Source organism: Pseudomonas sp. Leaf48, assembly GCF_001421885.1.
Classification (GTDB): domain Bacteria; phylum Pseudomonadota; class Gammaproteobacteria; order Pseudomonadales; family Pseudomonadaceae; genus Aquipseudomonas.
In genome coordinates this window covers 275,912-301,282 of the sequence record NZ_LMLH01000032.1, presented here as the reverse complement: position 1 = coordinate 301,282, position 25,371 = coordinate 275,912, and the positions used below count along the sequence as shown (strand labels likewise).

The following is a 25,371-nucleotide window of genomic DNA, read 5'->3' as shown; positions in this document are numbered from 1 at the left end:
GCAGGGCACAACCTATATAAGAAAAAAAGGGAATGACCATGAATCATGTATTTCGCGTTGTATGGAGTGCCAGTGCTGGTACTTTCGTAGCAGTCAGCGAGTATGCGAAATCCCATGGCAAAGGCCGCAACGGCGGGCGGCGGGGGGGCAAGCTACGCAAGGTAGGCCTGGTGCTGTCGGCGGGCATGGTGTTCAGCCCGATGCTGCAGGCAGTCGACCGGTATTGGGATACCAATGGCACGGCACTGGGCTCCGGTGGTAGCGGCGCCTGGAATCTCACCAGCGCTTTCTGGAGTCCCAACGGCGACGGCGCCAGCGGCCCCTACAGTTCCTGGAACAACGCCGCCCTGTACGACGCCATTTTCGCCGGCACCGCCGGTACCGTGACCCTGGGCACACCGATCACCGTTCACAACCTCACTTTCCAGACCACCGGTTACACCCTCACCGGCAGTACCCTGACCCTGGGGGGGATCACGCCCACCATCAACACCAGTGGCACCGTCACCATCAACTCGATCCTGGCTGGCAGCGCGGGCCTGACCAAGACGGGGGCCGGTCTCCTCAGCCTTAACGGCGTCAACACCTTCAGCGGAGACGTGCTGGTCAATGCCGGTGGCCTGGCCCTCAACGGCGATTCGGCGCTGGGTGTGGCGGGCAACGGCGTCACCATGGCCAGCGGCACAAACCTGAGCAGCACAGCTGCCCTCGCCGCGAGCCGCAACATCACCGTCACCGGCGGCACCCTCCTGCTGGCCGGTGCCGGCGTGGGCTCGGCCCGCTTCACCGGCGCTGGCGGGCTCAGGCTCAATAATGGTGTCAGCCTCACCAACGCCGCCAGCAACTATACCGGGGCGACCATTTTCGGTAACGGGAATGGCGGCAGCTTTTCGTTCAACTCCATCGCCGATCTGGGCGTGGCCAGTTCCCTGGGTGCGCCAACAACAGTGGCCAATGGCACCATCACGCTTGGGTCCGGCGGTGGTGTTGGTGCAACCCTGAGCTATACCGGTGCCGCCAGCAGTTCCAACCGCAACTGGCAACTCAACGCCGCGGGTACCGTGGCGCCGCTCACCTTCCGCAACATAGGGACAGGCACGTTGACACTGACCGGCAACATGGTCGTGGCCGGTGGCAGCACCTATGGCACCAGCTTCACTGCCAATAACGCCGACATGTCATTGCTGGGCATCATTTCAGGCAATGGGTTGGTCTCCTATACCGGTGGCGCCGGAAGAACCATCTCCCTTGGCAACGCCAATACGTATACGACCGCCACCAACATCAACGGTGTAACGGTGCGGGCCGGTTCGCTCAAGGACACTGGCACCGCCAGTTCCTTTGGCACCGGCACGGGTGGTGGCATCGGCATCACCAATGGCGCCGTGACCTACACCGGCGCTGGCGACAACAGCAATCGGACATGGGGGCTCAACGGCGGCGCTATCAACAACGACGGCACCGGCGCGCTTGCGCTCAGCGGCACCCTGGCACTCACCAACACCGGCACGCTCGGCGGCAGCTACACGGGTGCCGACAACCTTTTCTCGGGTGTCATCTCGGGTACGGGCGGCCTGGCCAAGAGCGGCGCTTCCACCTGGGTGCTCAGCGGCGCCAATACCTATACCGGTAGCACCACGGTCAATGGCGGCACACTCCGTGCCGGCAGCAACACGGCCTTTGGATCAACCAATGGGGTCGTCGTGAACAGCGGCGGTACGCTGGACCTCAACGATCTGGACAACACGGTGCGCTCGTTGGCCGGCACGGGCGGCACTGTCGACCTGGGATCGGGGGAACTGACCCTGAACGCTGCCGCGGGTGTGAGTACCGCCTACGCCGGCAACATCACCGGCAGCGGTGGCCTCACCAAAACCGGGGCCAGCACACAAACCCTCACCGGGACCAACACCTATACGGGTGCGACCACGGTCAGCGGCGGCACGCTGCGGTTGGACTTCGGTGCTGCCACCGCGCCCACCAGCAACATCATTTCCAGCGCCTCGACCCTGAACCTGGGTGGCGGCGTACTCAATGCCATCGGTGCCGCCAGCGAGGCCAACACGCAGACGTTCAACGGTGTCCTCGTCACCGCAGGCAACAACACCATCGGCGCGACATCCGGCACCGGCGGCAGCATGACGGTCAACCTGGGGGGGATCAACCGCACCGGTGGCCTGGTCAACTTCAACCTGCCAGGCAGCGGCAACATCACCACTACCAATACCACACTGGGTGGTTGGGCTACCGTCAACGGTACCGACTACGCCAAAGTGGTTGGCGGCAACATCCTTGCGTTCACGAACTCCGACTACATCGACAAGGACAACGCGGCGACCTGGTTGAGTGGCGATTTCATCTCCGACAGCGATGCCAATACCGAAAGCTTTTTCGGCACGGTTGCCGGCAGCAAACAACTGGGCGGCCTGCAGTTCACTACGGCAGACCCGACCACCACCATCACCGTAGCCAATGGCCAGACACTGGGGGTTGATGGAACCATCCTCGTTGCGCCGTCGGTCGGCGCCAACAATCAGACGATCACGGGTGGTTCGCTTACCGGTACCTCCGGCGGTGGCGTGCTGGGCATCCAGCAGAACGGCACCGGCAACTTCACCATAGCGTCTCAGATCGTCAACAACGGCGGCGCAATCGGTTTCACCAAGGCCGGTACCGGGCTGGTCACGTTGACCAATACCAACAACACCTACACCGGTGCCACCACCGTGTCGCAGGGGATCCTCTCGGTCGGCAACATCGGCAACGGCGGCACCGGGAGCGGCATCGGCGCCTCGTCCGCGGCGTCGTCCAACCTGCTCCTGGAAGGCAGTACGTTGCGCTACACCGGTCTCAACACGACCAGCGACCGCGGTTTCACCATCGCCAAGTCCGGCGCGATCCTGGGCAGCATCATCGATGTCACCGGTACCACCAGCAACCTGACGTTCAACGGCCAGGTCACCAGCACCGATGGCGCCACGTTCACCAAGACCGGCGCCGGCACGCTGACGTTGGGCAACGCGGGCAACGACTACACCGGCATCACCACCGTCACCGGCGGCACGCTGGCGGTCAACACCCTGGCCGATGGCGACTTGGTCAGCGGCATCGGTGCGTCCAGCAATGCCTCGGGCAATCTCGTCCTCAATGGCGGCACGCTCGGTTACCTCGGTGGTACGACCAGCACTGACCGTGGTTTCACCCTCGGCACGCCCGGTGCAGGCGGCAGCGTGGGTGCCATTGGCGTGAGCAACGCTGCCACTACCCTGACCATCAGTGGTACGGCAGTGGGTGACGATGGTTTTCGCAAGGACGGGCCGGGTACCCTGGTGCTCTCCGGCACCAATACCTACTCGGGCGGTACCACGGTCGCTGCCGGCACGCTGCGTGCTGGGTCCACCCAGGCTTTTGGCACTACAAACAACGGCCTGACCGTGGCGAGCGGAGCCACGGCGGATCTCAACGGTTTCAATATCTCGGTCGGGGCGCTACAGGGCCTCGGCAACGTGGCCCTGGGCTCCGGCACGCTAACGTCGGTTCTCGGCGGGACCTTCGGCGGGGTCATCAGCGGTAGCGGCGGCTACAGGCAGGGCGGTGGCACCCAAACAATGTCCGGTTGCAACAATACCTACACCGGCGTCACCGCCATGAACAACGGTGGGATTAGCGTTGATTGTCTGGCCAATGGCGGGCAGGCAAGCGGTATCGGCGCATCGACCAGCGCTGCTTCCAACGTTCTGTTCAATAGCGGTACGCTCAATTACACCGGTGGCAACGTCAACATCGATCGCGGGCTGACGATGCAGAGCGGGTTTGGCGTGCTAACCGTCACTGACGCGGCAACCACCCTGGGCATCAGCGGAGCGGTGGGCGGCGCCGGCACCCTGTACAAGAGAGGGCCCGGCACGCTGGTGCTGTCCGGTAACAATACGTATACCGGCGGCACAGTGGTCGATCAGGCCGGCATCCTGCGCGCCGGCTCAGCCACGGCCTTTGGCAACGGCTACCTGGCCATGGGCAACGTGGCCGGCGCCACGCTGGATGCCAACGGTTTCAATCAGTCGTTCACGTGGTTGCAAGGGGGTGGCACCACGGGCGGCAACATCAACCTGGGCGGACAGACGCTGACAATCAGTCAGGGTAACAATACGGCTGGCGTTGCCTATGCAGGCAACATCATTGGCGCCGGTAACCTGGTCAAGAGTGGCGCGCAGGTCCAGCGAATGTCCGGATGCAACAACAGCTACACCGGCACCACCACCATCAACGGCGGCACCCTGGCCGTCGACTGCCTGGCCGACGGCGGCAGCAACAGTGGCGCCGGCGCCAGTAGCGCGGCGGCAAGCAACCTGATCATCAACGGCGCCACCCTGTCGTACACCGGCGCGAACCAAAGCAGCGATCGCCTGTTCACCCTCGGCACGGGCGGTGGCTCGCTGGACGCCTCGGGCACAGGCGCGTTGAACCTGACCAACGCCGGCGCCATTGCGTTGTCCGGCACCAACGCGGCGCGCACCTTGACGCTCAACGGCACCAACACCGGCAACAACACGCTGTCGGCGCAGCTCGACAACAACGGCACGGGTCTCAGCTCGCTGACCAAGACCGGCGCCGGCACCTGGATCCTGACCAACAACAACAGCAGTTACACCGGTGTCACCACCGTCACCGGCGGCGTGCTCGGGGTCAGCCAACTCAGCAATGGCGGCACGGCCAGCGGTATCGGTGCCGCGTCCAGCGCGGCCTCCAACCTGGTGATTGGCAACGGCTCGACCCTGCGCTACACCGGCGCGGGCGACAGCAGTGATCGACTGTTCACGCTGGCGGGCGGCGTTTCGTTCCTCGAATCGTCCGGTACGGGCGCGATCAACCTCACCAATCCCGGCACGATCGGGCTATCGAATCCGAACGTGGCGCGCACCGTCGCCCTGGGCGGCACGAACACCGGTAACAACACCGTGGCCGGCGTGATCGGCAACAGCGGCACCGGCATCACCACGCTGGCCAAAAACGGCGGCGGCACTTGGGTCCTGACTGGCAACAACACGTACACCGGCGACACCGTCATCAATGATGGCAACCTGATGATCGGCGATGGCAACACATCGGGCAATTTAGGCACCGGCAACGTGATCGTCGATGCGGCAACTTCGACCTTGTCGATGAACCGCAGTGACACGGTCATCTTCAATGCCATCATGAGCGGTCCGGGCACCTTTGCCCAGGTCGGCGGCGGCACCACCACGCTGACCGCGAACAACAGCATCGGCGCCACCACGGTGAGCGCGGGTACGCTGGACGTCAATGGCGTGCTGAACACCGGCACCATCGGTATGAGTGGCACCTCCATCCTTAACGTGGACGGCACCGTGCAGGCGGCGGGCGGCACGACTGCCGCGATCACTGGCGACACAGGCACCAGCACGATCAACGTCAGCAGCGGTGCGACCCTGCGCGCCAACGGCGACCTGGGCGATGGCAGCGATGCCCTTACCGTGACCGGCACGCTGGACACCGGTGCCGCGGTGTTGAACCTGGGCGCTGGCAACGACACCCTGACCATCAATGATGGCGTGATCAACGGCGTCGGCATCGACGCGGGGGCCGGCACCACCGACAGCCTGGTAATCAACAACGCCCTGGCGAAGACCTTCGGCGGTTTCAGCGGCTTCGAGCAACTGACCAAGAATAACGCGGGCATGCTGACCCTGACCGGTAACCAGAATTACAGCATCGGTACCGCGATCAACGGCGGCACGCTGGATGTGAACGGCACGCTCGAAACCCCGGCGCTATCGATGGCGGACGCCACCACCTTGAATGTGGACGGCACGGTGCAGGGCACAGGCGCGACGACCGCCACCCTTACCGGCAGCGCCGGCGCCAACACTCTCAACATCAGCAGCGGCGCGACGCTGCAGGCGAACGGCAGTTTGGGCGACGGCATCGACAACGTCACCCTCGCAGGTACGCTCAACACCGGCAGTGCCGCCCTCGACCTGGGCGCGGGGGACGAAACCTTGATCCTGCGTGACGGCACCGTGATCAGCGGTGTGGGCATCAACGCCGGGACCGGCAACGACCAGTTGGTGCTCGACAATGCCCTGGCGCTGACCTTCAGTGGCGGCGCGACCGCGGGCTTCGAAAGCCTGCTCAAGCAGAACAGCGGCGTCACTACCATGACCGGCAGTCAGAGCTTCAGTGCCGGCACCACCCTCAACGGCGGCGTGCTGAATGTGGTGGGTGCGATGGAAACGCCCACCGTGGCACTGGCCGACGGCACGACGTTAAATGTCAACGGCTCACTGCAAGGTGCTGGCGCAACAGCAGCCACGATAACCGGCAGTGCCGGCGTGAATACCTTGACGGTGGGGGCAGGTGCCAACCTGATCGCCAGTGGCGATCTGGGTGACGGCAACGATGTCCTGGACGTAGCCGGCACGCTCGACACCGGCGGCGGTACTTTCGCACTCGGCAACGGCGATGACACCCTGAGCATCCACGGCGGCACCAGCCTCATCGGGACCGTGACGGCGGGCGCGGGCACCGATACTTTCGCCACTGATATCGCTACCAGCGCAGACGTGGGCGCCGTGCAGGGGTTTGAAACCCTGACCAAGACCGGCGTCGGCTCACTCAGCTTCACAGGTCCTGCGGCTTCGGACTTCACGACCGTCAACGTTCTGGCCGGCAATTTGAATATCAATGCCGCTGCCGGCTTTACCGGTGTAACCAGCGCGACGGTCGCCAGCAACACGACGCTGAACGTCGACGGTAGCCTGGGTTTCACCGCAGGCGCTGACAGCTTCACTGTTGGCGGCAATGTTACGGGGGCAGGCACCATCGCCATGCTCGATGGCGACGATCAATTGCTGTTGCAAAATGGCGCGGATCTAAGCGGTCTGACGACCGCGATCGACGGCGGCCTGGGCAACGATACGTTGACGGCCAACATCGCCACCACCGCGGCACTGGGCGGCGCGATCAATTTTGAAACCCTGATCAAGTCCAATGTCGGCACGCTCAACATCAACGGCCCGGTGACTTCGCAGTTCGGTACGGTATTGGTGCAGGGCGGGACGCTACACATCGCTGCAGGCACCATCGTCGATCCGCAGACCACTGTGGTGTCCTCGGGCGCGACCATGACCGTGGACGGCACGTACCAAGGCACCACGGGCGACGACACGTTCACGGTGTCGGGCACGGTCGATGGCGCGGGCACGATCAACCTGCTCGGAGGTGACGACGTACTGACCTTGAACGACGGTGCCGACCTGAACGGGCTGGCCAACCCACTCGACGGTGGCGCGCATGGCACGGGCGACACGGTCGTGTTGAACAACGCCGGCGCATTTGCCCTCGACGGCAGCGACATCGTCAACTTCGAACGCCTGCAGAAGAACAACATCGGCACGCTTGCGCTGAACGGTACACACAGCTTCAGCGGCGGTACCGCGATCAATGGCGGCACGCTGGATGTGAACGGTGCGCTGACTACATCGACCGTGACGCTTGCCGACAACACTACGCTCAATGTTGATGGCTCACTGCAGGGCACGGGCGGCACCGCCGCGACAGTCACCGGCAGTGTGGGCATCAATACCGTCACTGTGGGATCGGGCGCGACCTTGCTGGCCATCGGCGATCTGGGCGCCGGCAACGATGTCCTCGACGTGACTGGCACGCTCGACACCGACGGCGGTACTTTCGCACTCGGCGACGGCGATGACACCCTGAGCATCCACGACGGCACCAGTCTCATCGGCACCGTGACGGCGGGTGCGGGCACCGATACTTTCGCCACTGATATCGCTACCAGCGCAAACGTGAGCGCGGTGCAGGGCTTTGAAACCCTGACCAAGACCGGCGTCGGCACACTCAGCTTCACAGGTCCTGCTGCTTCGGACTTCACGACTGTCAATGTGCAGGCCGGCAATCTGAACATCAATGCCGCTGCCGGCTTTACCGGTGTAACCAACGCCACGGTGGCCAGCGCCGCGACGCTGAACGTCGACGGTAGCCTGGGTTTCACCACCGGCGCTGACAGCTTCACCGTTGCCGGCACTGTTGCGGGGGCAGGCACCATCGACATGCTCGATGGCGACGATCAATTGCTGCTGCAGGAGGGTGCGGATCTAAGCGGTCTGACGACCGCTATCGACGGCGGCCTGGGCAACGATACGTTGACGGCCAACATTGCCACCGCCGCGGCCCTGGGTGGCGCGATCAATTTCGAAACCCTGATCAAGTCCAATATCGGCACGCTCAATGTCGACGGCCCGGCGTCGTCGTTCACCACGGTCAACGTCAGCGGTGGCGTGCTGGATATCGGTGCCGCCGGCGCGATCAACGGCGTGGTCACCACCACGGTGGCGAGCGGCGCGACCTTGAATGTCGATGGCGGCTACTCTGGCAGCACGGGCGACGACACGTTCACGGTGTCGGGCACGGTCAATGGCGCGGGCACTATCGACCTGCTCGATGGCGACGACGTACTGACCTTGAATGACGGCGCTGACCTGAGNCGACACGTTCACGGTGTCGGGCACGGTCAATGGCGCGGGCACTATCGACCTGCTCGATGGCGACGACGTACTGACCTTGAATGACGGCGCTGACCTGAGCGGGCTGGCCAATCCGCTCGATGGTGGCGTGCACGGCGCAGGCGACACGGTCGTGTTGAACAACACCGGCGCATTTGCCCTCAACGGCAGCGACATCCTCAACTTCGAACTCCTGCAGAAGAACAACACCGGCACGGCTGCGCTGAACGGTACCCAAAGCTTCAGCGGCGGCACCGCGATCAATGGCGGCACGCTGGATGTGAACGGTGCGCTGACGACGCCGACCGTGACGCTTGCCGACAACACGACGCTCCTTGTCGATGGTTCGCTGCAGGGCACGGGCGGCACGGCCGCGACGATCACTGGCAGCACCGGCATCAATACTGTGACGATCAATGGCACCGTGGCCGCGACCGGCGATCTGGGCGCCGGCAACGATGTGCTCGAGATGTTCGGTACGCTCGATACGCAGGCCGGAACCTTCGCACTGGGCGACGGCGACGATAGCTTCATCGTGCACGATGGCACTGTCACCGGTACTGTCGATGGCGGACTCGGCCTGGATACCCGCGTTTACGACATTGACCTGACGGCGGACCTGGGCGCGCTGGTGAGCTTTGAAGGCGTGACCAAGACCGGTGCCGGTACCCTCAACATCAACGGCCCCGTCGCGACCGACCTGCAACAAGTCAGTGTGCTTGACGGCACGTTGAACATCGGCGCTCTTGGCAGCGTGGTGGGGACCCCCGGCAGCACGCTCACCACCCTGGTTGGCAGTGGCGGTACCTTGAACGTGGATGGCAGCTACGGCTGCAGTGACGGCGACGACAGCATGACCGTGTCCGGTACGGTGTCGGGTAGCGGCACCGTCGATCTGTGTGGCGGCGATGACACGCTGACCCTCAACGATGGCGCTGTGCTGAACACTAATGTCGTCAGTGGTGGCAACGATGGCACAAGCGGCGATACCGTGGTGCTGAACAACGCGCTGGCAGCGACGTTCGACCTGAGCAACACAACCGAATTCGAAACCTTGCGCAAGGACAACACGGGCACGGCGACCCTGATCGGACTGCAGGATTTCGGCAGCGTCAATGTGATGGCTGGCACGCTGGATGTGGACGGCACGCTGGAAGCGTCGACTATAACTCTGGCTGGCGGCACGACGTTCAACGTCGACGGCGTGGCACAAGGTTCAAATGGCACCGAAGTGTTTGTCGGCGGCGACGATGACGTCAACACGGTAACGATCGGGGCCGGCGGGTTGCTGTTCGCGACAGGCGACTTGGCGGGCGGCAACGACGTGCTGGACGTGTTCGGTGAACTCAATACGAATGGCGGCAATTTCAGCGGCGTGCTTTCGCTGGGCGAGGGCAACAATCTGTTGACCTTGCACGACGGGGGGGCGGTGAATGGCGTCGTCTACGGCGCTAATGGCACCGACACCGCCATCGCCGATATCAACCTGACTGCCGATCTCGGCGCACTGGTTCAGTTTGAGGTCCTGACCAAGACCGGAGTCGGCACCCTCAACATCAACGGCGATACCGACGGCGTTATATTCCCGTCCAGCATCCAGAACGTCGACGTGCAGGAGGGCACGTTGAACATCGGGCCGGATGGCACCGTGGAGGGGCCCGCCGACGGTAGCCCGCTCAGTACGCTCGTCGCCAGTGGCGCCACCCTCAACGTGGATGGCAGCTACGGCTGCGGCACTGGCAACGACACGATGACCGTCGGCGGCACGGTGACGGGCAGCGGCACCATCGACCTGTGCGCAGGCGACGACACCTTGACCCTCAACGACGGCGCCGACCTGTCGGGCCTGGTCAACTCGCTGGATGGCGGAGACGGGACGGCGGACACGGTGTTGGCCGACATCACCGGTACCGCGGTCCTGGGTGGCGTGGTCAACTTCGAGACCCTGATCAAGTCCAATATCGGCACGCTCAATGTCGACGGCCCGGCGTCTTCGTCGTTCACCACGGTCAACGTCAACGGCGGCACGCTGGACATCGGTGCCAGCGGCGCGATCAACGGCGTGGTCACCACCACGGTGGCGAGCGGCGCGTCCTTGAATGTCGATGGCGGGTACACTGGCAGCGCGGGCGACGACACGTTCACGGTGTCGGGCACGGTCAATGGCGCGGGCACTATCGACCTGCTCGATGGCGACGACGTACTGACCTTGAATGACGGCGCCGACCTGAGCGGGCTGGCCAATCCACTCGACGGTGGCGCGCATGGCGCAGGCGACACGGTCGTGTTGAACAACGCCAGCGCATTTGTCCTCGACGGCAGCGACATCGTCAACTTCGAATTGCTGCGCAAGGACAATACCGGTACGGCGACGCTGACCGGTACACAGAGCTTCAGCGGCGGCACCGCGATCAATGGCGGCACGCTGGATGTGAGCGGTGCGCTGACGACGCCGACCGTGACGCTGGCCGACAACACCACGCTCAATCTCGATGGTTCGCTGCAGGGTGCGGGCGGCACGGCCGCGACAATAACCGGCAGTGTGGGCATCAACACCGTCACTGTGGGATCGGGTGCGACCTTGCTGGCCAGCGGCGATCTGGGTGACGGCAACGATGTCCTCGACGTGGCGGGCACGCTCGACACCGGCGGCGGTACTTTCGTACTCGGCGACGGCGATGACACCCTGCGCATCCACGGCGGCACCAGCCTCATCGGGATCGTGACGGCGGGCGCGGGCACCGATACGTTCGCCACTGATATCGCTACCAGCGCAGACGTGGGAGCAGTGCAGGGCTTTGAAACCCTGACCAAGACCGGCGTCGGTGCACTCAACTTCAATGGCCCGGTGGATTCGGACTTCTCGACCGTCAACGTGCTGGCCGGCGATTTGAACATCACTGCCGCTGCCGGCTTTACCGGAGTATCCAACGCCACGGTCGCCAGCGGCGCGACGATGAACGTCGACGGTAGCCTGGGTTTCACCACAGGGGCTGATAGTTTCACCGTTGCAGGCAATGTGGCGGGGGCAGGCACCATCGACATGCTCGATGGCGACGATCAGTTGCTGGTGCAGGATGGCGCGGATCTAAGCGCTCTGACGACCGCGATCGACGGCGGCCTGGGCAACGATACGCTGACGGCCGACATCGCCACCACTGCGGCCCTGGGCGGCGTGGTCAACTTCGAAACCCTGATCAAGACCGATGCCGGCACGCTCAACATCAACGGCCCGGTAACTTCGCAGTTCGGTACTGTACTGGTGCAGGGCGGGACGCTACACATCGCTGCGGGCACCATCGTCGATCCGCAGACCACCGTGGTGTCCTCGGGCGCGACCATGACCGTGGATGGCACGTACCAAGGCACCACGGGCGACGACACGTTCACGGTGTCGGGCACGGTCAATGGCGCGGGCACTATCGACCTGCTCGATGGCGACGACGTACTGACCTTGAATGACGGCGNACGGGCGACGACACGTTCACGGTGTCGGGCACGGTCAATGGCGCGGGCACTATCGACCTGCTCGATGGCGACGACGTACTGACCTTGAATGACGGCGCTGACCTGAACGGGCTGGCCAATCCACTCGATGGTGGCGCACATGGCGCAGGCGACACGGTCGTGTTGAACAACGCCGGCGCACTTGCCCTCGACGGCAGCGACATCGTCAACTTCGAATTCCTGCAGAAGGACAACACCGGTACGGCTACGCTGGCCGGTACACAGAGTTTCAGCGGTGGCACCGCGATCAATGGCGGCACGCTGGATGTGGACGGTGCGCTGACTACACCGACCGTGACGCTTGCCGACAACACGACGCTTACTGTCGATGGTTCGCTGCAGGGCGCGGGCGGCACGGCTGCGACGATCACTGGCAGCACCGGCATCAACACCGTCACTGTGGGATCGGGCGCGACCTTGCTGGCCAGTGGCGACCTGGGCGCCGGCAACGATGTGCTCGACGTGGTCGGCACGCTCGATACACAGGGCGCAACCTTCGCCTTGGGCGATGGCGACGATACCTTCACCGTGCACGATGGCACCAACGTCATCGGCACTGTCGACGGTGGCGCCGGCCTGGACACTCGCGTCTACGACATCAACCTGACCGCTGACCTCGGCGCGCTGGTCAACTTCGAAGGTTTGACCAAGACGGGCACGGGCAGGCTCAATATCAATGGTCCGGGTGCGACCGGCCTGCAGGAAGTCGAGGTGCTCGGCGGCACGCTGAACATCGGGCCAGTCGCCACGGTATCGGCGCAGGACACTACGGTGGGCTCCGGCGCGACGTTGAACCTGGGCGGCAGCTACACCGGCACGAACGGTAACGACACAATGACCGTAGCCGGTACGGTGACCGGCGCGGGCACCGTCGACCTGCTCGACGGCGATGACACCTTCACCATCCAGGACGGTGCCGATCTGTCGGGCCTGGCGAATGCCGTGGATGGCGGGGCGGGCATCGATAGCTTCCTGGCGGATATCGCAGGCAACGCCACGCTGGGCGGCGCGGTCAATTTCGAAACCCTGACCAAGATCAACACCGGCACGCTCAACATCGATGGGCCGGCGAGCTCGAGCTTTGCTGCCATCAATGTCGATGGTGGCACGCTGAGCGTCGGTGCCAGCGCCGCGATCAACGGCGTGGTCACCACGACGGTCGCCGCCGGTACCACCTTGAACGTGGATGGCAGCTACACAGGCAGCGCGGGCAACGACAGCTTCGACCTGTCCGGCACGGTCGGCGGCAGTGGCAGCATCGGCCTGGCCGCCGGCGACGACACGCTGACCCTCAACGATGGCGCGGTGTTGAACAACGTCATCGACGGTGGCGCGAACGGCGCGGGCGATACCGTGGTGTTGAACAACGCAGCGGCGATGGCGTTCGATAGCAGCAATACAACCAACTTCGAGTTCCTTACCAAGAACAATGTCGGCGTCGCGACCCTGGTCGGCACCAGTACCTTCCTGGGTGGTACCGCGATCAATGCCGGCACCCTGGACGTGGACGGCACGGTAAATACACCGACCGTCACGCTGGGCGACGACTCCACCCTGAATGTCGATGGCAGGTTGCAGGCCGTCGGTGGCACTGCGGCTGCGATTACCGGCAGCGCCGGCACCAATACGGTGTCGATCGGTGCGGGCGGCACGCTGCTCGCCAGTGGCGTCCTGGGCACGGGCAACGACGTGCTGGATGTCGCCGGCACACTCGACACCTTGGGTGGGGTCTTTGAACTGGGCGACGGCGACGACAGCTTCGTGGTGCACGATGGCACCGTGGTGCTGGGCACGGTCGATGGCGGTGCAGGGCTGGATACCCGCGTCTACGACATCAACCTGACCGCCGACCTTGGCGAGTTGCTGAACTTCGAGGGTGTGACCAAGACCGGGACGGGTGTGCTCAACATCATCGGGCCGGGCGCGACCGGTCTCCAGGAAGTCAGCGTGCTGGGCGGTACCCTGAATGTCGGCGCCAACGCCAGTGTAGTGGCGGCCGCTGGCAGCACGCTCGCCACCGTGGTGGGCAGCGGTGGGACGTTAAATGTGGACGGCAGCTTCGGCTGCGGCGCCGGCAACGACACGATGAGCGTGTCGGGCACCGTCAGTGGTAGCGGCACCGTCGACTTGTGTGGCGGCGACGACACCTTGACCCTCAACGACGGTGCAGTGCTGAACAAGACCATCGACGGTGGCGCGAACGGCGCAGGCGACACGGTGGTGTTGAACAATGCCGCGGCGATGACACTCGACGGCGCCAACACGACTAACTTCGAATTCCTCACCAAGGACAACGTCGGCGTGGCAACGCTGATCGGCACCAGTACCTTCTCGGGCGGTACTGCGCTCAACGCCGGCACCCTGGACGTGGACGGCACGTTGAATACGCCGACTGTCACACTGGGTGACGACACCGTGCTCAATGTCGATGGCAGGTTGCAGGCGGTCGGCGGTACGGCGGCGACACTCACCGGCAGCGCCGGTATCAATACGGTGTCGATCGGTGCGGGCGGCACGTTGCTCGCCAGTGGCGACCTGGGCGCGGGCAACGATGTGCTGGATGTCTTCGGCGCACTGAACACCGGCGGCGGGATCTTTGCACTGGGCGATGGCAACGACACATTCACCCTCCACGACGGCACCGTTGTGCTGGGTACAGTGGATGGCGGTGCCGGCACGGACACCTTCAACACCGATATCGCAACCGTCGCCGATCTGGGTGCCGTGAACGGGTTCGAGGCGCTGGACAAGACTGGCGTGGGCACATTGAACGTCAATGGTCCGGCGGTTTCCGATTTCAGCCTGGTCACCGTCAATGCTGGCATGCTCAACGTGGCTGCCGGCGGCAGCATCGTTGCCGCCAGCGGCGGCGTGCTGGACACGGTGATCGCCAGTGGCGCGACGTTGAATGTGGATGGCAGCTACACAGGCAGCGCGGGCAACGACCACTTCGACCTGACCGGTACGGTCAGCGGCACTGGCATCATCGGCTTGGCTGGAGGCGACGACACGCTGACCCTCAACGATGGCGCAGTGTTGAACAACGTCATCGACGGTGGCGCGAACGGCGTGGGCGACACCGTGGTGTTGAACAATGCAGCGTCGATGACATTCGACGGCGCCAACACGACCAACTTCGAATTCCTCACGAAGGACAATGTCGGCGTTGCGACCCTGGTCGGCACCAGTACCTTCTTGGGCGGTACTGCGCTCAATGCCGGCACCCTGGACGTGGACGGCACGTTGAATACACCGACCGTTACGCTGGGCGACGACACCGTGCTGAATGTCGATGGCAGGTTGCAGGCCGTCGGTGACACTGCGGCGACACTCACCGGCAGCGCCGGCACCGATACGGTGTTGATCGGTGCGGGCGGCACGCTGCTCGCCAGTGGCGATCTGGGCGCGGGCAACGACGTGCTGGATGTCGCCGGTACACTCGACACCGTGAGCGGGGCCTTTGCCCTGGGCGACGGCGACGACAGCTTCGTGGTGCACGACGGCACCGTGGCGCTGGGCACGATCGACGGCGGCGCCGGGCTGGATACCCGCGTCTACGACATCAACCTGACCGCCGATCTGGGTGAGTTGCTGAACTTCGAGGGTGTGACCAAGACCGGGACCGGTGTGCTCAACATCATCGGGTCGGGCGCGACCGACCTCCAAGAAGTCAGCGTGCTGGGCGGTACCCTGAATGTCGGCACCAACGCCAGCGTAGTGGCGGCCGTTGGCAGCACGCTCGCCACCGTGGTGGGCAGCGGTGGGACGTTAAATGTGGACGGCAGCTTCGGCTGCGGCGCCGGCAACGACACGATGAACGTGTCGGGCACTGTCGCTGGTAGCGGCAGCATCGATCTGTGTGGCGGCGACGACACCTTGACCCTCAACGACGGCGCGGTGCTGGCCAATGTGATCGACGGCGGTAGTCACGGCACCGGCGACACGGTGGTGTTGAACAATGCCGCGACGATGACTTTCGACGGCGCCAACACGACTAACTTCGAATTCCTCACCAAGGACAACGTCGGCGTTGCGACCCTGGTCGGCACCAGTACCTTCTTGGGCGGTACCGCGCTCAATGCAGGCACCCTGGACGTGGACGGCACGTTGAATACACCGACTTTCGCGCTGGGCGACGACACCGTGCTCAACGTCGACGGCAGGTTGCAGGCGGTCGGTGGCGCGGCGACGATACTCACCGGCAGCACCGGTATCAATACGGTGTCGATCGGTGCGGGCGGCACGCTGTTGGCCAGTGGCGATCTGGGTGCGGGCAACGACGTACTGGATGTCTTCGGCGCACTCGATACCGCGGGCGGAGTCTTCGGGCTAGGTGATGGCGACGACACGCTGACCATCCATGACGGCACCAGCATCCTCGGCACGGTGGTGGCGGGAGCAGGCAACGATACCTTCAATGCCGACATCGCGGCGAGCGCCAACCTGGGCGCCGTGCAGGAATTCGAGACCCTGAACAAGACCAACGTCGGCGTGCTCGACATCCTCGGCCCGGTGAGTTCGGACTTCACCACGGTCAATGTGCTCGGCGGCATCTTGAACGTGGCCGCAGGCGGCAGCGTCATGGCGCAGACCACCACGGTCGCCGCCGGTGCCACGCTCAACGTGCAGGGCCGTTACACCGGTACCGGCGGTGATGACAGCTTCACCTCCAGAGGCATCGTGCGCGGCATGCTGGACTTCGGTGCCGGCAACGACTCGGTCAGCCTGATCGGTGGCGATGTCAGTGGTCTGAGCCGCCTGGATGGCGGTGATGGCAATGACCACCTCAGCTTCAGCGGTCTGGACCTCACTACCGGTGCGCCGGGGCTGGACAATTGGGAGCAGCTCGATCTACTCGATGGCAGCGCTCTGGCGCTGGCCAGTCCACTCAACCTGAACGGTGGTCAACTGTCCATCGACAGCACCTCGCGCCTGCTCGCCAGCTCCGGTTCAAGCGTTGGCGGGAGCGTCCATAACGACGGCCTGATCAATGTCGGATCGCACCGCCTGGCGATCGGCGGCGACTACAGCGGTAACGGCAGCTTGGACGTGCAGGTGGCTGCCTCTGCCGGCGTGTCTGGCGGCTTGGACATCAGCGGCGATGTGCAAGGCATGACTCGTGTCAATTTCGTCAACGATGGTACAGAGGCCACGCCGGGCACAACGATCCGGGTCATCAGCAGCCCTAATGACAATCCGTCTACCGCCGGAGGCTTCGTGCCGGACAATACCGTGCGTTTGAACGGTAGTGTCCTGGCCTGGAATTTCGCCAAGGGCGAGAGTGACCCGAACTGGTATTTGAGTTCGGCCGACAATCTGCTGTTGCCGGAGATTCCCGGCTATACGGCGGTGCCGGATATCGGCTATGCCATGACTCTGGATAACAACCGACTACTGTTTGACCGCATGTCCGGAGTCCGTGGCGACAACCCTTACTGCAACCGCAGCGAGGAGGAGCGCACGCGCATGGGTATGGAGTGGTTCGGCAAATGCGAAGGGCTGTGGCTGGCCGCCACCGGTAGTCACTTGGAGATGGATTCGAACCCCGGGGTCGAGTTCGATGGCAACAGCACGGGTCTCTATGGCGGCTATGACCACCTGTTCGTGGACGAATATGCTTATCGCCTGCGTGGCGGTGTGTTCATCGGCCAACAGCGGGGCAATTACTCGACCACAGGCCAGGGTTCGCCCGGTCTGATGAGCGTGGGCAGATCCAGCGTGGACATGGACGCAGTGGCGTTTGGCGCCTATGGAAGCATGGATTGGCAGGGCGGCAGCTATGCCGACGTGAGTCTGTCGGCTCTGCTGCCCGATGCTCAGGTCAGAGCGTCCGATGGCTTCAAAGAACAGTTGCATGGCGACATCTTGAGTCTGAGTGGCCAAGTGGGGCACAGGTATCCCCTGAGTGCCGGATGGATGCTGGAGCCGCAGCTGCAGGCGAGTGCCATCCACATGCGCTGGGACGACAAGACCGACTCGAGCGGCAAGCAATTGAATATTAAGGACGATGTACTGGGATCAGTCAGGGCTGCGGTGCGCGTCGAGAAGACCATCAAGACCGATGGCGGCGCGACTCTGAGACCTTGGCTGGCCGTAGGCTTGCAGGACACCCTGGGGGAGAACTCGACAAACCTGGTAGTCACCCTGCCGGGCGCGGACGGGGCGCAGCAGAGCTTCTCCGGACATGACCTGGGATTGAACGCAACGCTGGATGTGGGGCTGGAGGCCCAGGTAGCCAAGGATCTGAGGGTGTTTGGCACGGCGTCAGTAATAGGCGCGAACCTGGGCGGCAGCGATGTGAGTCAGCAGCAGGTCAGCATCGGAGTGCGCTGGACTTGGTAGGGGGGACCGGCGCTTGCCTTCCAACAGGAACGCAGCGCCAGGTCTGGTAATCGAGGGTGCGATCGCCCGGTGCTCCGGGACGATCGCGCTTGACACCCAACGCAGAAAAGCCGCCGCCGCGCGACTGCTCCTGTGGCGGTTGCAGTTACCTGCGGCTGGCCGCAGAAGCCTGTAACGGCCGTTTGTAGCGGTTTGGTACTGTGTCGGCCGTCAGCTCGTCGAGTAGATAACCCAATCCCTGGGAAGCGAGATAGTTCGCCAGCTCCACGCCGGTACTCAGTCCGAGTTTATTCAGTGCATTGTATTTGTGAGCGGCGATGGTCTTGTAGTCGCGGCTCTGGCGCTCGGCTACCTTGTGCAAGCATTCACCACGGGCCAGCGACAGCAGCACATACCACTCCAGATCGCTGAGTGAATACCAGGGATGCTTGTGGGCGCTGGCAAGGTCGATCGCCGGATCGCAAAAAACATTCCCGGCTTTGAGCGCCTCGATGGCCTCGACAATCAGATGAGGTCCGCTGGATTTGCAGACATAGGCACGAGCGCCCTGTTCCAGTGCGGCGAGCGCCAGGCAGGGTGACTTATAGCCCGAGAAGATCACCACCCCCAGATGCGGCGATTCGCTCAGTGCTGCCCGTAGCATGGCGATACTTTGTCCGGCGCCAGGCGTAAACAGATCCAGAATGAGAAAGTCGTAATGCTTGCTCGCCAGGCATTTGAGCATTGTCAAACTATCGGCAGCCACGTCGATGCGGGCTGCATCGGGGAATGCGCCCTTGAGCAGTTCACTCAAGGCATAAGTGATGATGGGCTGATCGTCTACCAACAAAAAGGCCATTATTTTGCTACCCCTGCCATCGTGCTGTTACACATCAAATTTCCCCCGATAGAGCATAGTCAGGTAGGAGTGGGCTGCAATCCATTCACTCTACGGCTTGTGGAGAAGGGGGTTGAATAACCCATTCAACGCATGGCGATCGGGTCCGATTGTAGAAGAGTCCGCTTTTGGCCCTAAGTGTGTCAGTACACTTTGGGCGCACAGATTTGGGTTATTGGCAGTTTTTCGCGGGCACTGGAGGTCTCCAGAAGCCTGGAACAGCAGCGTCAGCATGCGCAGCGTCGCTGCGCCACAACCGCCCATACCTGCTGTCGGACACGATTGATCTCGCGCTTGAGGCTATCGGCCTTTTCATAGAATTCGCCCACCGCAATGACTTTTCCGTGCTTGAATCGCGCAGGGGTGAGTAGAACTCATAGAGCGGGATATCGAGCTTGCGCTCGACCTCGTCCTCATCCGGGCTCAGTTCTTCAAGGTCGGTGACCACTTTGCCCTTGAGTGCCTCGGTCACATGTTCCAATGGGAATGTGTGGTGGGTGACGGCTTTATTCGTGCTGTAGACCACCGTGCCATCCCCTCGCCAGACCTTGACCGAGACAATGTGCTGTTTAAGCGAACTACGTTGCGTGAGGCGCTCCAGGGGCTGGGCGCTTTGCGCCGAGAGCTTATCGTCGCGGCTTCTCTCCTGTAGTGGTCGAGGATGGGAGGGGGAAAGGGCATTGGTGGACTATTGCGGGTGATACGCCCTGCGGTACTAGCGATGGTTGCGATAGCGCTCGGTCAAGGACTGCACCCGGGTGACGTAGGATTGCGTCTCGGCGTAGGGAGGCACCCCGTTGTATTCGACCACGGACGCCTCGCCGGCGTTGTAACCCGCCAACGCCAACACCTGGTTGCCGTTGAAGCGCTTGAGCAGCCAGGCCAGGTAGCGCACACCGCCACGAATGTTCTGTCGTGCGTCGAACGGATCGTCCACGGCGAAGCGCTCGGCGGTGGCGGGCATCAACTGCATCAGCCCTTGGGCGCCAGCTCTGGAAATGGCGTTGGGGCGAAACGCCGATTCGGCATGGATCACTGCGCGGACCAGCGCCCTGTCGACACCATAATGACCCGAAGCGGCTTCGATCTCCCGCCGATAGGACTGGGTGTCCAGGCGCAGTGAGGCGACCTTGAAATCCTTCGGCGCCATGCACAGATAGCAGCCCTTGATGTAATACAACTCAAGGACATCGACCCGTGCGGAGATCCCGACAGGGCGCCGGCTCACATATTGACGAACACCCCTGTGGATGAAGGTGTACACCCGAACCCGCACCGCACCAGACTTGTCGTCCCCCGCCCGCCGTGGCAGGGCCCTTGCCTTGGCGTCGGCACCGGCGACTGCCGTGTCATTCTGGCGAGTGCAACGGGCGCTGGCGATGGCTTCGCGGGTGTAGCTGACGGCTCCGTCCCTGGTTTGGCACTTGTACATGGCGCTGGCGCACAGTGGAGCGACCAGCAAGGTCAGCCCGATGCAGCCAAGAAGACTCTTGCGAGTCCATCGCCATGTTCTGCAACTCATCACATCGCTCCGCGCCGCAGGCGCCGATCAGATCTGGGGCGCCAGGTCCGGGCGCCGCCTTTGGCGGGCCTGTTCTGGGTCACCCGCCTTTTGTTCTGATAGTTATACCCCTTGTGACCGGCCTTGGAACTTGCGTTGACGTACGGGCTGCCAGCGAGACCGGCGAGACCCGGCCGCACGGTGCCTTGGCTGGCCGGTCAGGCTCATTGACCTGGCCGCTATTCACTGCGCAAAGCTGCCACCGGATGCAGGCGGGCGGCCCGCAATGCCGGAGCCAGGCCGGCGAGAATGCCGATAACCGCCGCCAGCAGCAGCGCCAGCAGCAGAAACAGTGGCTGCACGGCCAAGGGCAGGCTCGGCATGGCCAGGTGCAGTAGCCCCAGCAAGAGGCCCATCAACAACAGACCCAGCAGGCCACCGGCCAGGGACAGCAGCGTCGCTTCGGCGAGAAACAACCCGAGCACCTGCCGCGGACTGGCACCAATGGCTCGCAACACGCCGATTTCCGCCGTGCGCTCGCCCACAGTGATGGTCATGATGGTGAGAATGCCGACGGCGCCGACCAACAGGGAAATGCCCCCCAAGGCACCGATGGCCAGGCTCAGGGTGCCGAGCACGCGGTTGAAGCTGCGCAGCATGTCGTCCTGGGTGGTCAGGCTGAAGTCCTCCTCGCCGTGCCGTTCGCCGAGCACTTGGTGAATCTGCCGACTCAACGTTCGCGAAGTGGTGCCGGCGCCGAACACCACATGGACTTTGACCACCCCGGTGCGGTTGAACAGGCTTTCGGCCCAATCCACCGGGATGTAGGCGATATCGTCGAGGTTGAAGCCGAGTAACTGGCCCTTCTGCTCCATCACGCCGATCACCCGGAAACGCACGCCGCCGACGCGGATCAGTTCGCCCAGCGGATTGCGTGTACCGAACAGCTCCACACGCAGCTGATGGCCGAGCACCACATAGGGCGGGGAACGACCGTCACGGGGCGCGGGCAGGAACTCGCCCAGGCTCAGTTGCATGCGCCAGGCCTGCGCCAGCTGATGGCCGCCACCGATAATGTCGCTGCGCCGGCTCAGTTGGCCGAACTGGATATCCCCGCTGCCCTGAATGATCGGCACCGCCGCCTCGACATGCGGCAAGCGCCGCAGGGCGTCGGTATCACTGATCGTCAGTGGCCGGACGCTGCCGAGCAGACCGCCGAGCCCGCTGGTCTGGGTCTTGCCCGGGCGCACGGTGATGATCCGTGTACCAAACTGCGCGAAGTTCTCCAGCACATAGCCGCGCACGCCTTCGCCTATGGCCGTGAGCAGTGCCACGGCGGCTATCCCGATCGCGACCCCGAGCAAGGTCAGCAGGCTGCGCAAGGGGCGACAGGTCAGCGCCGAGCTGGTCAGCCGCAAACCATCCAGCCAGCGCATCAGTGCGCTCCCGGCGTGCGTAGCGCCGCCACCGGCTCCAGCGCCGAGGCCCGGGCCGCCGGCAGCCAGGCGAACAGCAGCGCCGTGCCGAGTGCCAACAGCACCGCGCTGGCCCGCGCCCACCAAGGTGCATAAAGCGGCAGGTCGAACGCCAAGCGTCCCAGCCAGAGCAGGGTTTCGGCCAGAAGCAACCCAGCCACCGCCCCCGTCAGGGCGAGCAGCGCCGCCTCGCCAAGGAATAGCAGGCGCAGTTGCGCCGCCGTCACACCTATGGCTTTGAGCAGGCCGATCTCGGCGCTGCGCTGGCTCACTGCAATCCAGGTCACGTTCATGATCAGGATGCCTGCCACCAACAGGCTGATCGCGGCAATCCCGGCCACCGCCAGGGTCAGCACCGCGAGTATCTCGTCGAAGGCACTGAGCAGGCTGTCCTGGCTGATCAGGGTAACGTCTTCCTCACCCTCGTGGCGCTCCTTGAGCGTGGCCAGTATCAGCCGCTTGCTACGCTCGAGAAAGCTCGGGCCACGTACCTCGACAAACACCCGCTGCAACCCCTCGCGATTGAACAAGGCCTGGGCACTGGCCACCGGGATGATCAACATCTCGGCGAAATCCATCCCCAGGGATTCGCCCCGATCACTGAGGATGCCCACCACCCGGAAGCGCCGGTCGCCGGCGCGCAACCATTCACCCAGGGCCGGGCGCGTACCGAACAGCTCGCGCCGCAGTTTGCCGCCGATCACGCAGACGGCCTCGGCCTGCTCAGGGTCAAGTGCCGGCAGGGGCTGGCCCTGGACGACTGTCAGTTGGCGAATGGCGAAGAAGTCGCGGGTGGTGCCCAGGGTCAGCACCTCGCGATTGCGGTTGCCGACTATCACCTCCATCTGCCCGGCCTGCATCGGCGCGACCCGGTGGATGCCCGGCAACCGGGTGATGGCCTGGACATCCTGCAGGGTCAACTCGTGCGGCGTCAGGCCGGTGAGTGGCGGAATGCGCCCCGTGGTTTCCTTGCGTCCCGGGAAAACGATCAGGATGTCGCGCCCGAGCACCGAGAACTCGTTCAGGACGAAGGCCCGCGCCCCCGCGCCGAGACCGGTGAGCAGATTGACCGCAACCACCCCGATAGCGATGGCCAGCAGCAGCATCAGGCTGCGCGAGCGATGCCCACGCAAGGCGCCGAGCCAGAAGCCCAGGGCATCGGCGGCGCGCATCAGGCCAGCGCCGGCTGCGGCGCAGCACTGTGGATCCGCCCGTCACGCATGTGTAACTGGCGTTGCGCGCGGGCGCCCAGGCTGGCGTCGTGGGTTACCACAATCAGGGTCAGACCCTCGCCGTTGAGTTCCTCCAGCAGGTTGAAGACCTCGGCGCCGGCCTGGCTATCGAGATTGCCGGTGGGCTCGTCGGCCAACAATAGCGCCGGTTGCATGACCATCGCCCGGGCGATGGCGACGCGCTGGCGCTGACCACCGGACAGCTCACCCGGGCGGTGGGCAATGCGCTCGCCCAGCCCCAGACGCGCCACCAACTGGCTGCTGCGCTTGTGCCGTTGCGCCGCGCCGATGCCGGCGAGGACCATCGGCAGCTCGATGTTTTCCAGCACCGTCAGCCGTGCGAGCAGGTGGTAAGACTGGAACACGAAACCTATCAGTTGGCTGCGTAATTGGGCGCGCCGCGCTTCGCTCAGCGTCGCCGTGGCCTCGCCCTGCAGCCAGTATTCGCCGGCGCTCGGCGCGTCGAGCAAACCGAGGATGTTCAGCAGGGTCGACTTGCCCGAGCCCGATGGGCCCATCACCGCCATGTAGTCACCGGCGGCGATGTCCAGATCCAGGCCGTCGAGCCCCATCACCTGCTGCTCGCCCAACTGGAAGCTGCGGCAGCCGCCGCGCAGGCGGATCATTGCTCAGTCTCCGGCGCATCCATCGGGATCACCGCCACGGTGTCCTTGAGTCCTTTCTGCTCGAGGCTGGCGACGATACGCGAGTCGTCGTCCAGCCCTGCGAGCACCTCGGTCCAGCGCCAGTTGCTCAACCCGGTTTGCACCTGCACCTCGCGCAACACTCGGGCGCTCGGGTCATACCGCAGCACGCGCTGCCCCTCCAGCAGGGTCTCGGTGGGGATGCGCAAAGCAGCTGCGCGCTGTTCCAGGAGGATCTCGACATCGGCGCTATAGCCGGTGAGCAGGGCCAGATCGGCCGGCGGCTGGTCGAAGCGCACCTCGACATCGACGGTGCGCGCCTGCTTCTCCAGTTCACGCACATAGGGCGCGATGCGGCTGACGCGGCCGGCGAAATGCTGGCCACGGAAGGCATCCAGGCTGATCCGCACGGCGGTTCCGGGGCGAACCCGGGCAGCGTCCACTTCATCGATCGGCGCCTCGACATACAGGCAGCTGTCGTCGATCAGGTCGACTGCCGGCGGCGTGGGAATACCCGGCGGCGAAGGGGTGACGAACTCGCCGAGTTCGCCGTTGATTTCTGCGACGATGCCGGCGAATGGCGCACGCAGGGTCGTCTGCTCCAACAGTGAACGCTGCAACTGCAGGCTGGCGTCGGCCTCGCGGATCAGCACGGCACTGGCACTGCACATCAGCTTCGCCAGGTGAGCCTTGGTCTGGGCCTGATCGAGGCGATCGGCGGCAACTAGCTTGCGGTCGGCCAACTGGCCCAGGCGATCGAGGTCGCGCCGGTCCAGATGAGCCTGCTGGCAGCGCTGTTCGCGGGCGTTGCGTTGGGCCTCCAGCCGCGCCTCGGCCTCCTGCAGCCGGGCCTGTTGCTCGTCCTGCCGCAGGCGCATGAGCACCTGACCCGGTTGGACCCGCTGGCCCTCGGCGATCAGCAACTCGGCAACCTGGCCGCCGACATTGAAAGACAGATGCGAGCGTCGACAGGACTTGAGCGTACCGGCGCGTGTGTTGGCCACCAGTGTCTCCACCGGCCCTCGGTCAACCTCCAGCAGCCTGACCGGCAACGGCTGTGGTCGACTCAACCAGCCGCCCAGCACCACCAGGCAGGCCAGCATCGACGAACCAATCAATACTTTGCGCATGGACTTCACCTCCACCCCACAAGGCATGAGCCTAGGTCAGGAGGTTGAAAGCTCAACTCGAAACGTCATTTATCCGACGATTTTCAGACGGGCGTCGTAAGTGCGTCAGATAAATGA

General features: G+C 64.0%; 7 protein-coding genes and 3 pseudogenes. 3 read left to right on the top strand and 7 right to left on the bottom strand.

Features of this window, described 5'->3' with window-relative positions:
* Positions 1-32 precede the first annotated feature (32 nt).
* The 3 genes and pseudogenes from ASE98_RS27855 to ASE98_RS24305 all read left to right on the top strand — a co-directional run.
* Positions 33-8,527, top strand: a pseudogene (locus ASE98_RS27855) (autotransporter-associated beta strand repeat-containing protein); the annotation flags it as partial.
* 14 nt (positions 8,528-8,541) lie between these two features.
* Positions 8,542-12,013, top strand: a pseudogene (locus ASE98_RS27850) (beta strand repeat-containing protein); the annotation flags it as partial.
* A 22-nt stretch (positions 12,014-12,035) separates the two neighbouring features.
* Positions 12,036-18,395: an autotransporter outer membrane beta-barrel domain-containing protein gene (locus ASE98_RS24305; protein WP_060543843.1), complete on the top strand. Its 6,360-nt coding sequence runs from the start codon at positions 12,036-12,038 to the stop codon at positions 18,393-18,395.
* A gap of 145 nt (positions 18,396-18,540) precedes the next feature.
* On the opposite strand, the gene ASE98_RS24300 is transcribed toward ASE98_RS24305, so the two are convergent.
* From ASE98_RS24300 to ASE98_RS24265, 7 genes and pseudogenes are all read right to left on the bottom strand, one after another.
* A complete protein-coding gene (locus tag ASE98_RS24300) occupies positions 18,541-19,233 on the bottom strand; it encodes a response regulator transcription factor (RefSeq protein WP_060543842.1) in 693 nt (230 codons plus the stop codon).
* A 255-nt stretch (positions 19,234-19,488) separates the two neighbouring features.
* Positions 19,489-19,924: pseudogene (locus tag ASE98_RS26350) on the bottom strand (sensor histidine kinase); the annotation flags it as partial.
* A gap of 63 nt (positions 19,925-19,987) precedes the next feature.
* Complete coding sequence (locus ASE98_RS24285) at positions 19,988-20,794, bottom strand: lytic transglycosylase domain-containing protein (protein ID WP_060543839.1); 807 nt, start codon at positions 20,792-20,794, stop codon at positions 19,988-19,990.
* A gap of 218 nt (positions 20,795-21,012) precedes the next feature.
* Positions 21,013-22,209 (bottom strand): ABC transporter permease, encoded by a 1,197-nt coding sequence (locus ASE98_RS24280; protein ID WP_060543838.1) that lies wholly within the window; start codon positions 22,207-22,209, stop codon positions 21,013-21,015.
* Complete coding sequence (locus tag ASE98_RS24275) at positions 22,209-23,420, bottom strand: ABC transporter permease (protein WP_060543837.1); 1,212 nt, start codon at positions 23,418-23,420, stop codon at positions 22,209-22,211. The genes ASE98_RS24280 and ASE98_RS24275 overlap by 1 nt, the downstream gene beginning before the upstream one ends.
* Positions 23,420-24,106: an ABC transporter ATP-binding protein gene (locus ASE98_RS24270; protein WP_060543836.1), complete on the bottom strand. Its 687-nt coding sequence runs from the start codon at positions 24,104-24,106 to the stop codon at positions 23,420-23,422. Before ASE98_RS24270 ends, ASE98_RS24275 begins: the two co-directional genes overlap by 1 nt.
* The gene (locus ASE98_RS24265) at positions 24,103-25,254 is read right to left on the bottom strand and encodes an efflux RND transporter periplasmic adaptor subunit (RefSeq protein ID WP_060543835.1); all 1,152 of its coding nucleotides are present in this window, start codon (positions 25,252-25,254) and stop codon (positions 24,103-24,105) included. The genes ASE98_RS24270 and ASE98_RS24265 overlap by 4 nt, the downstream gene beginning before the upstream one ends.
* Positions 25,255-25,371: the final 117 nt, after the last annotated feature.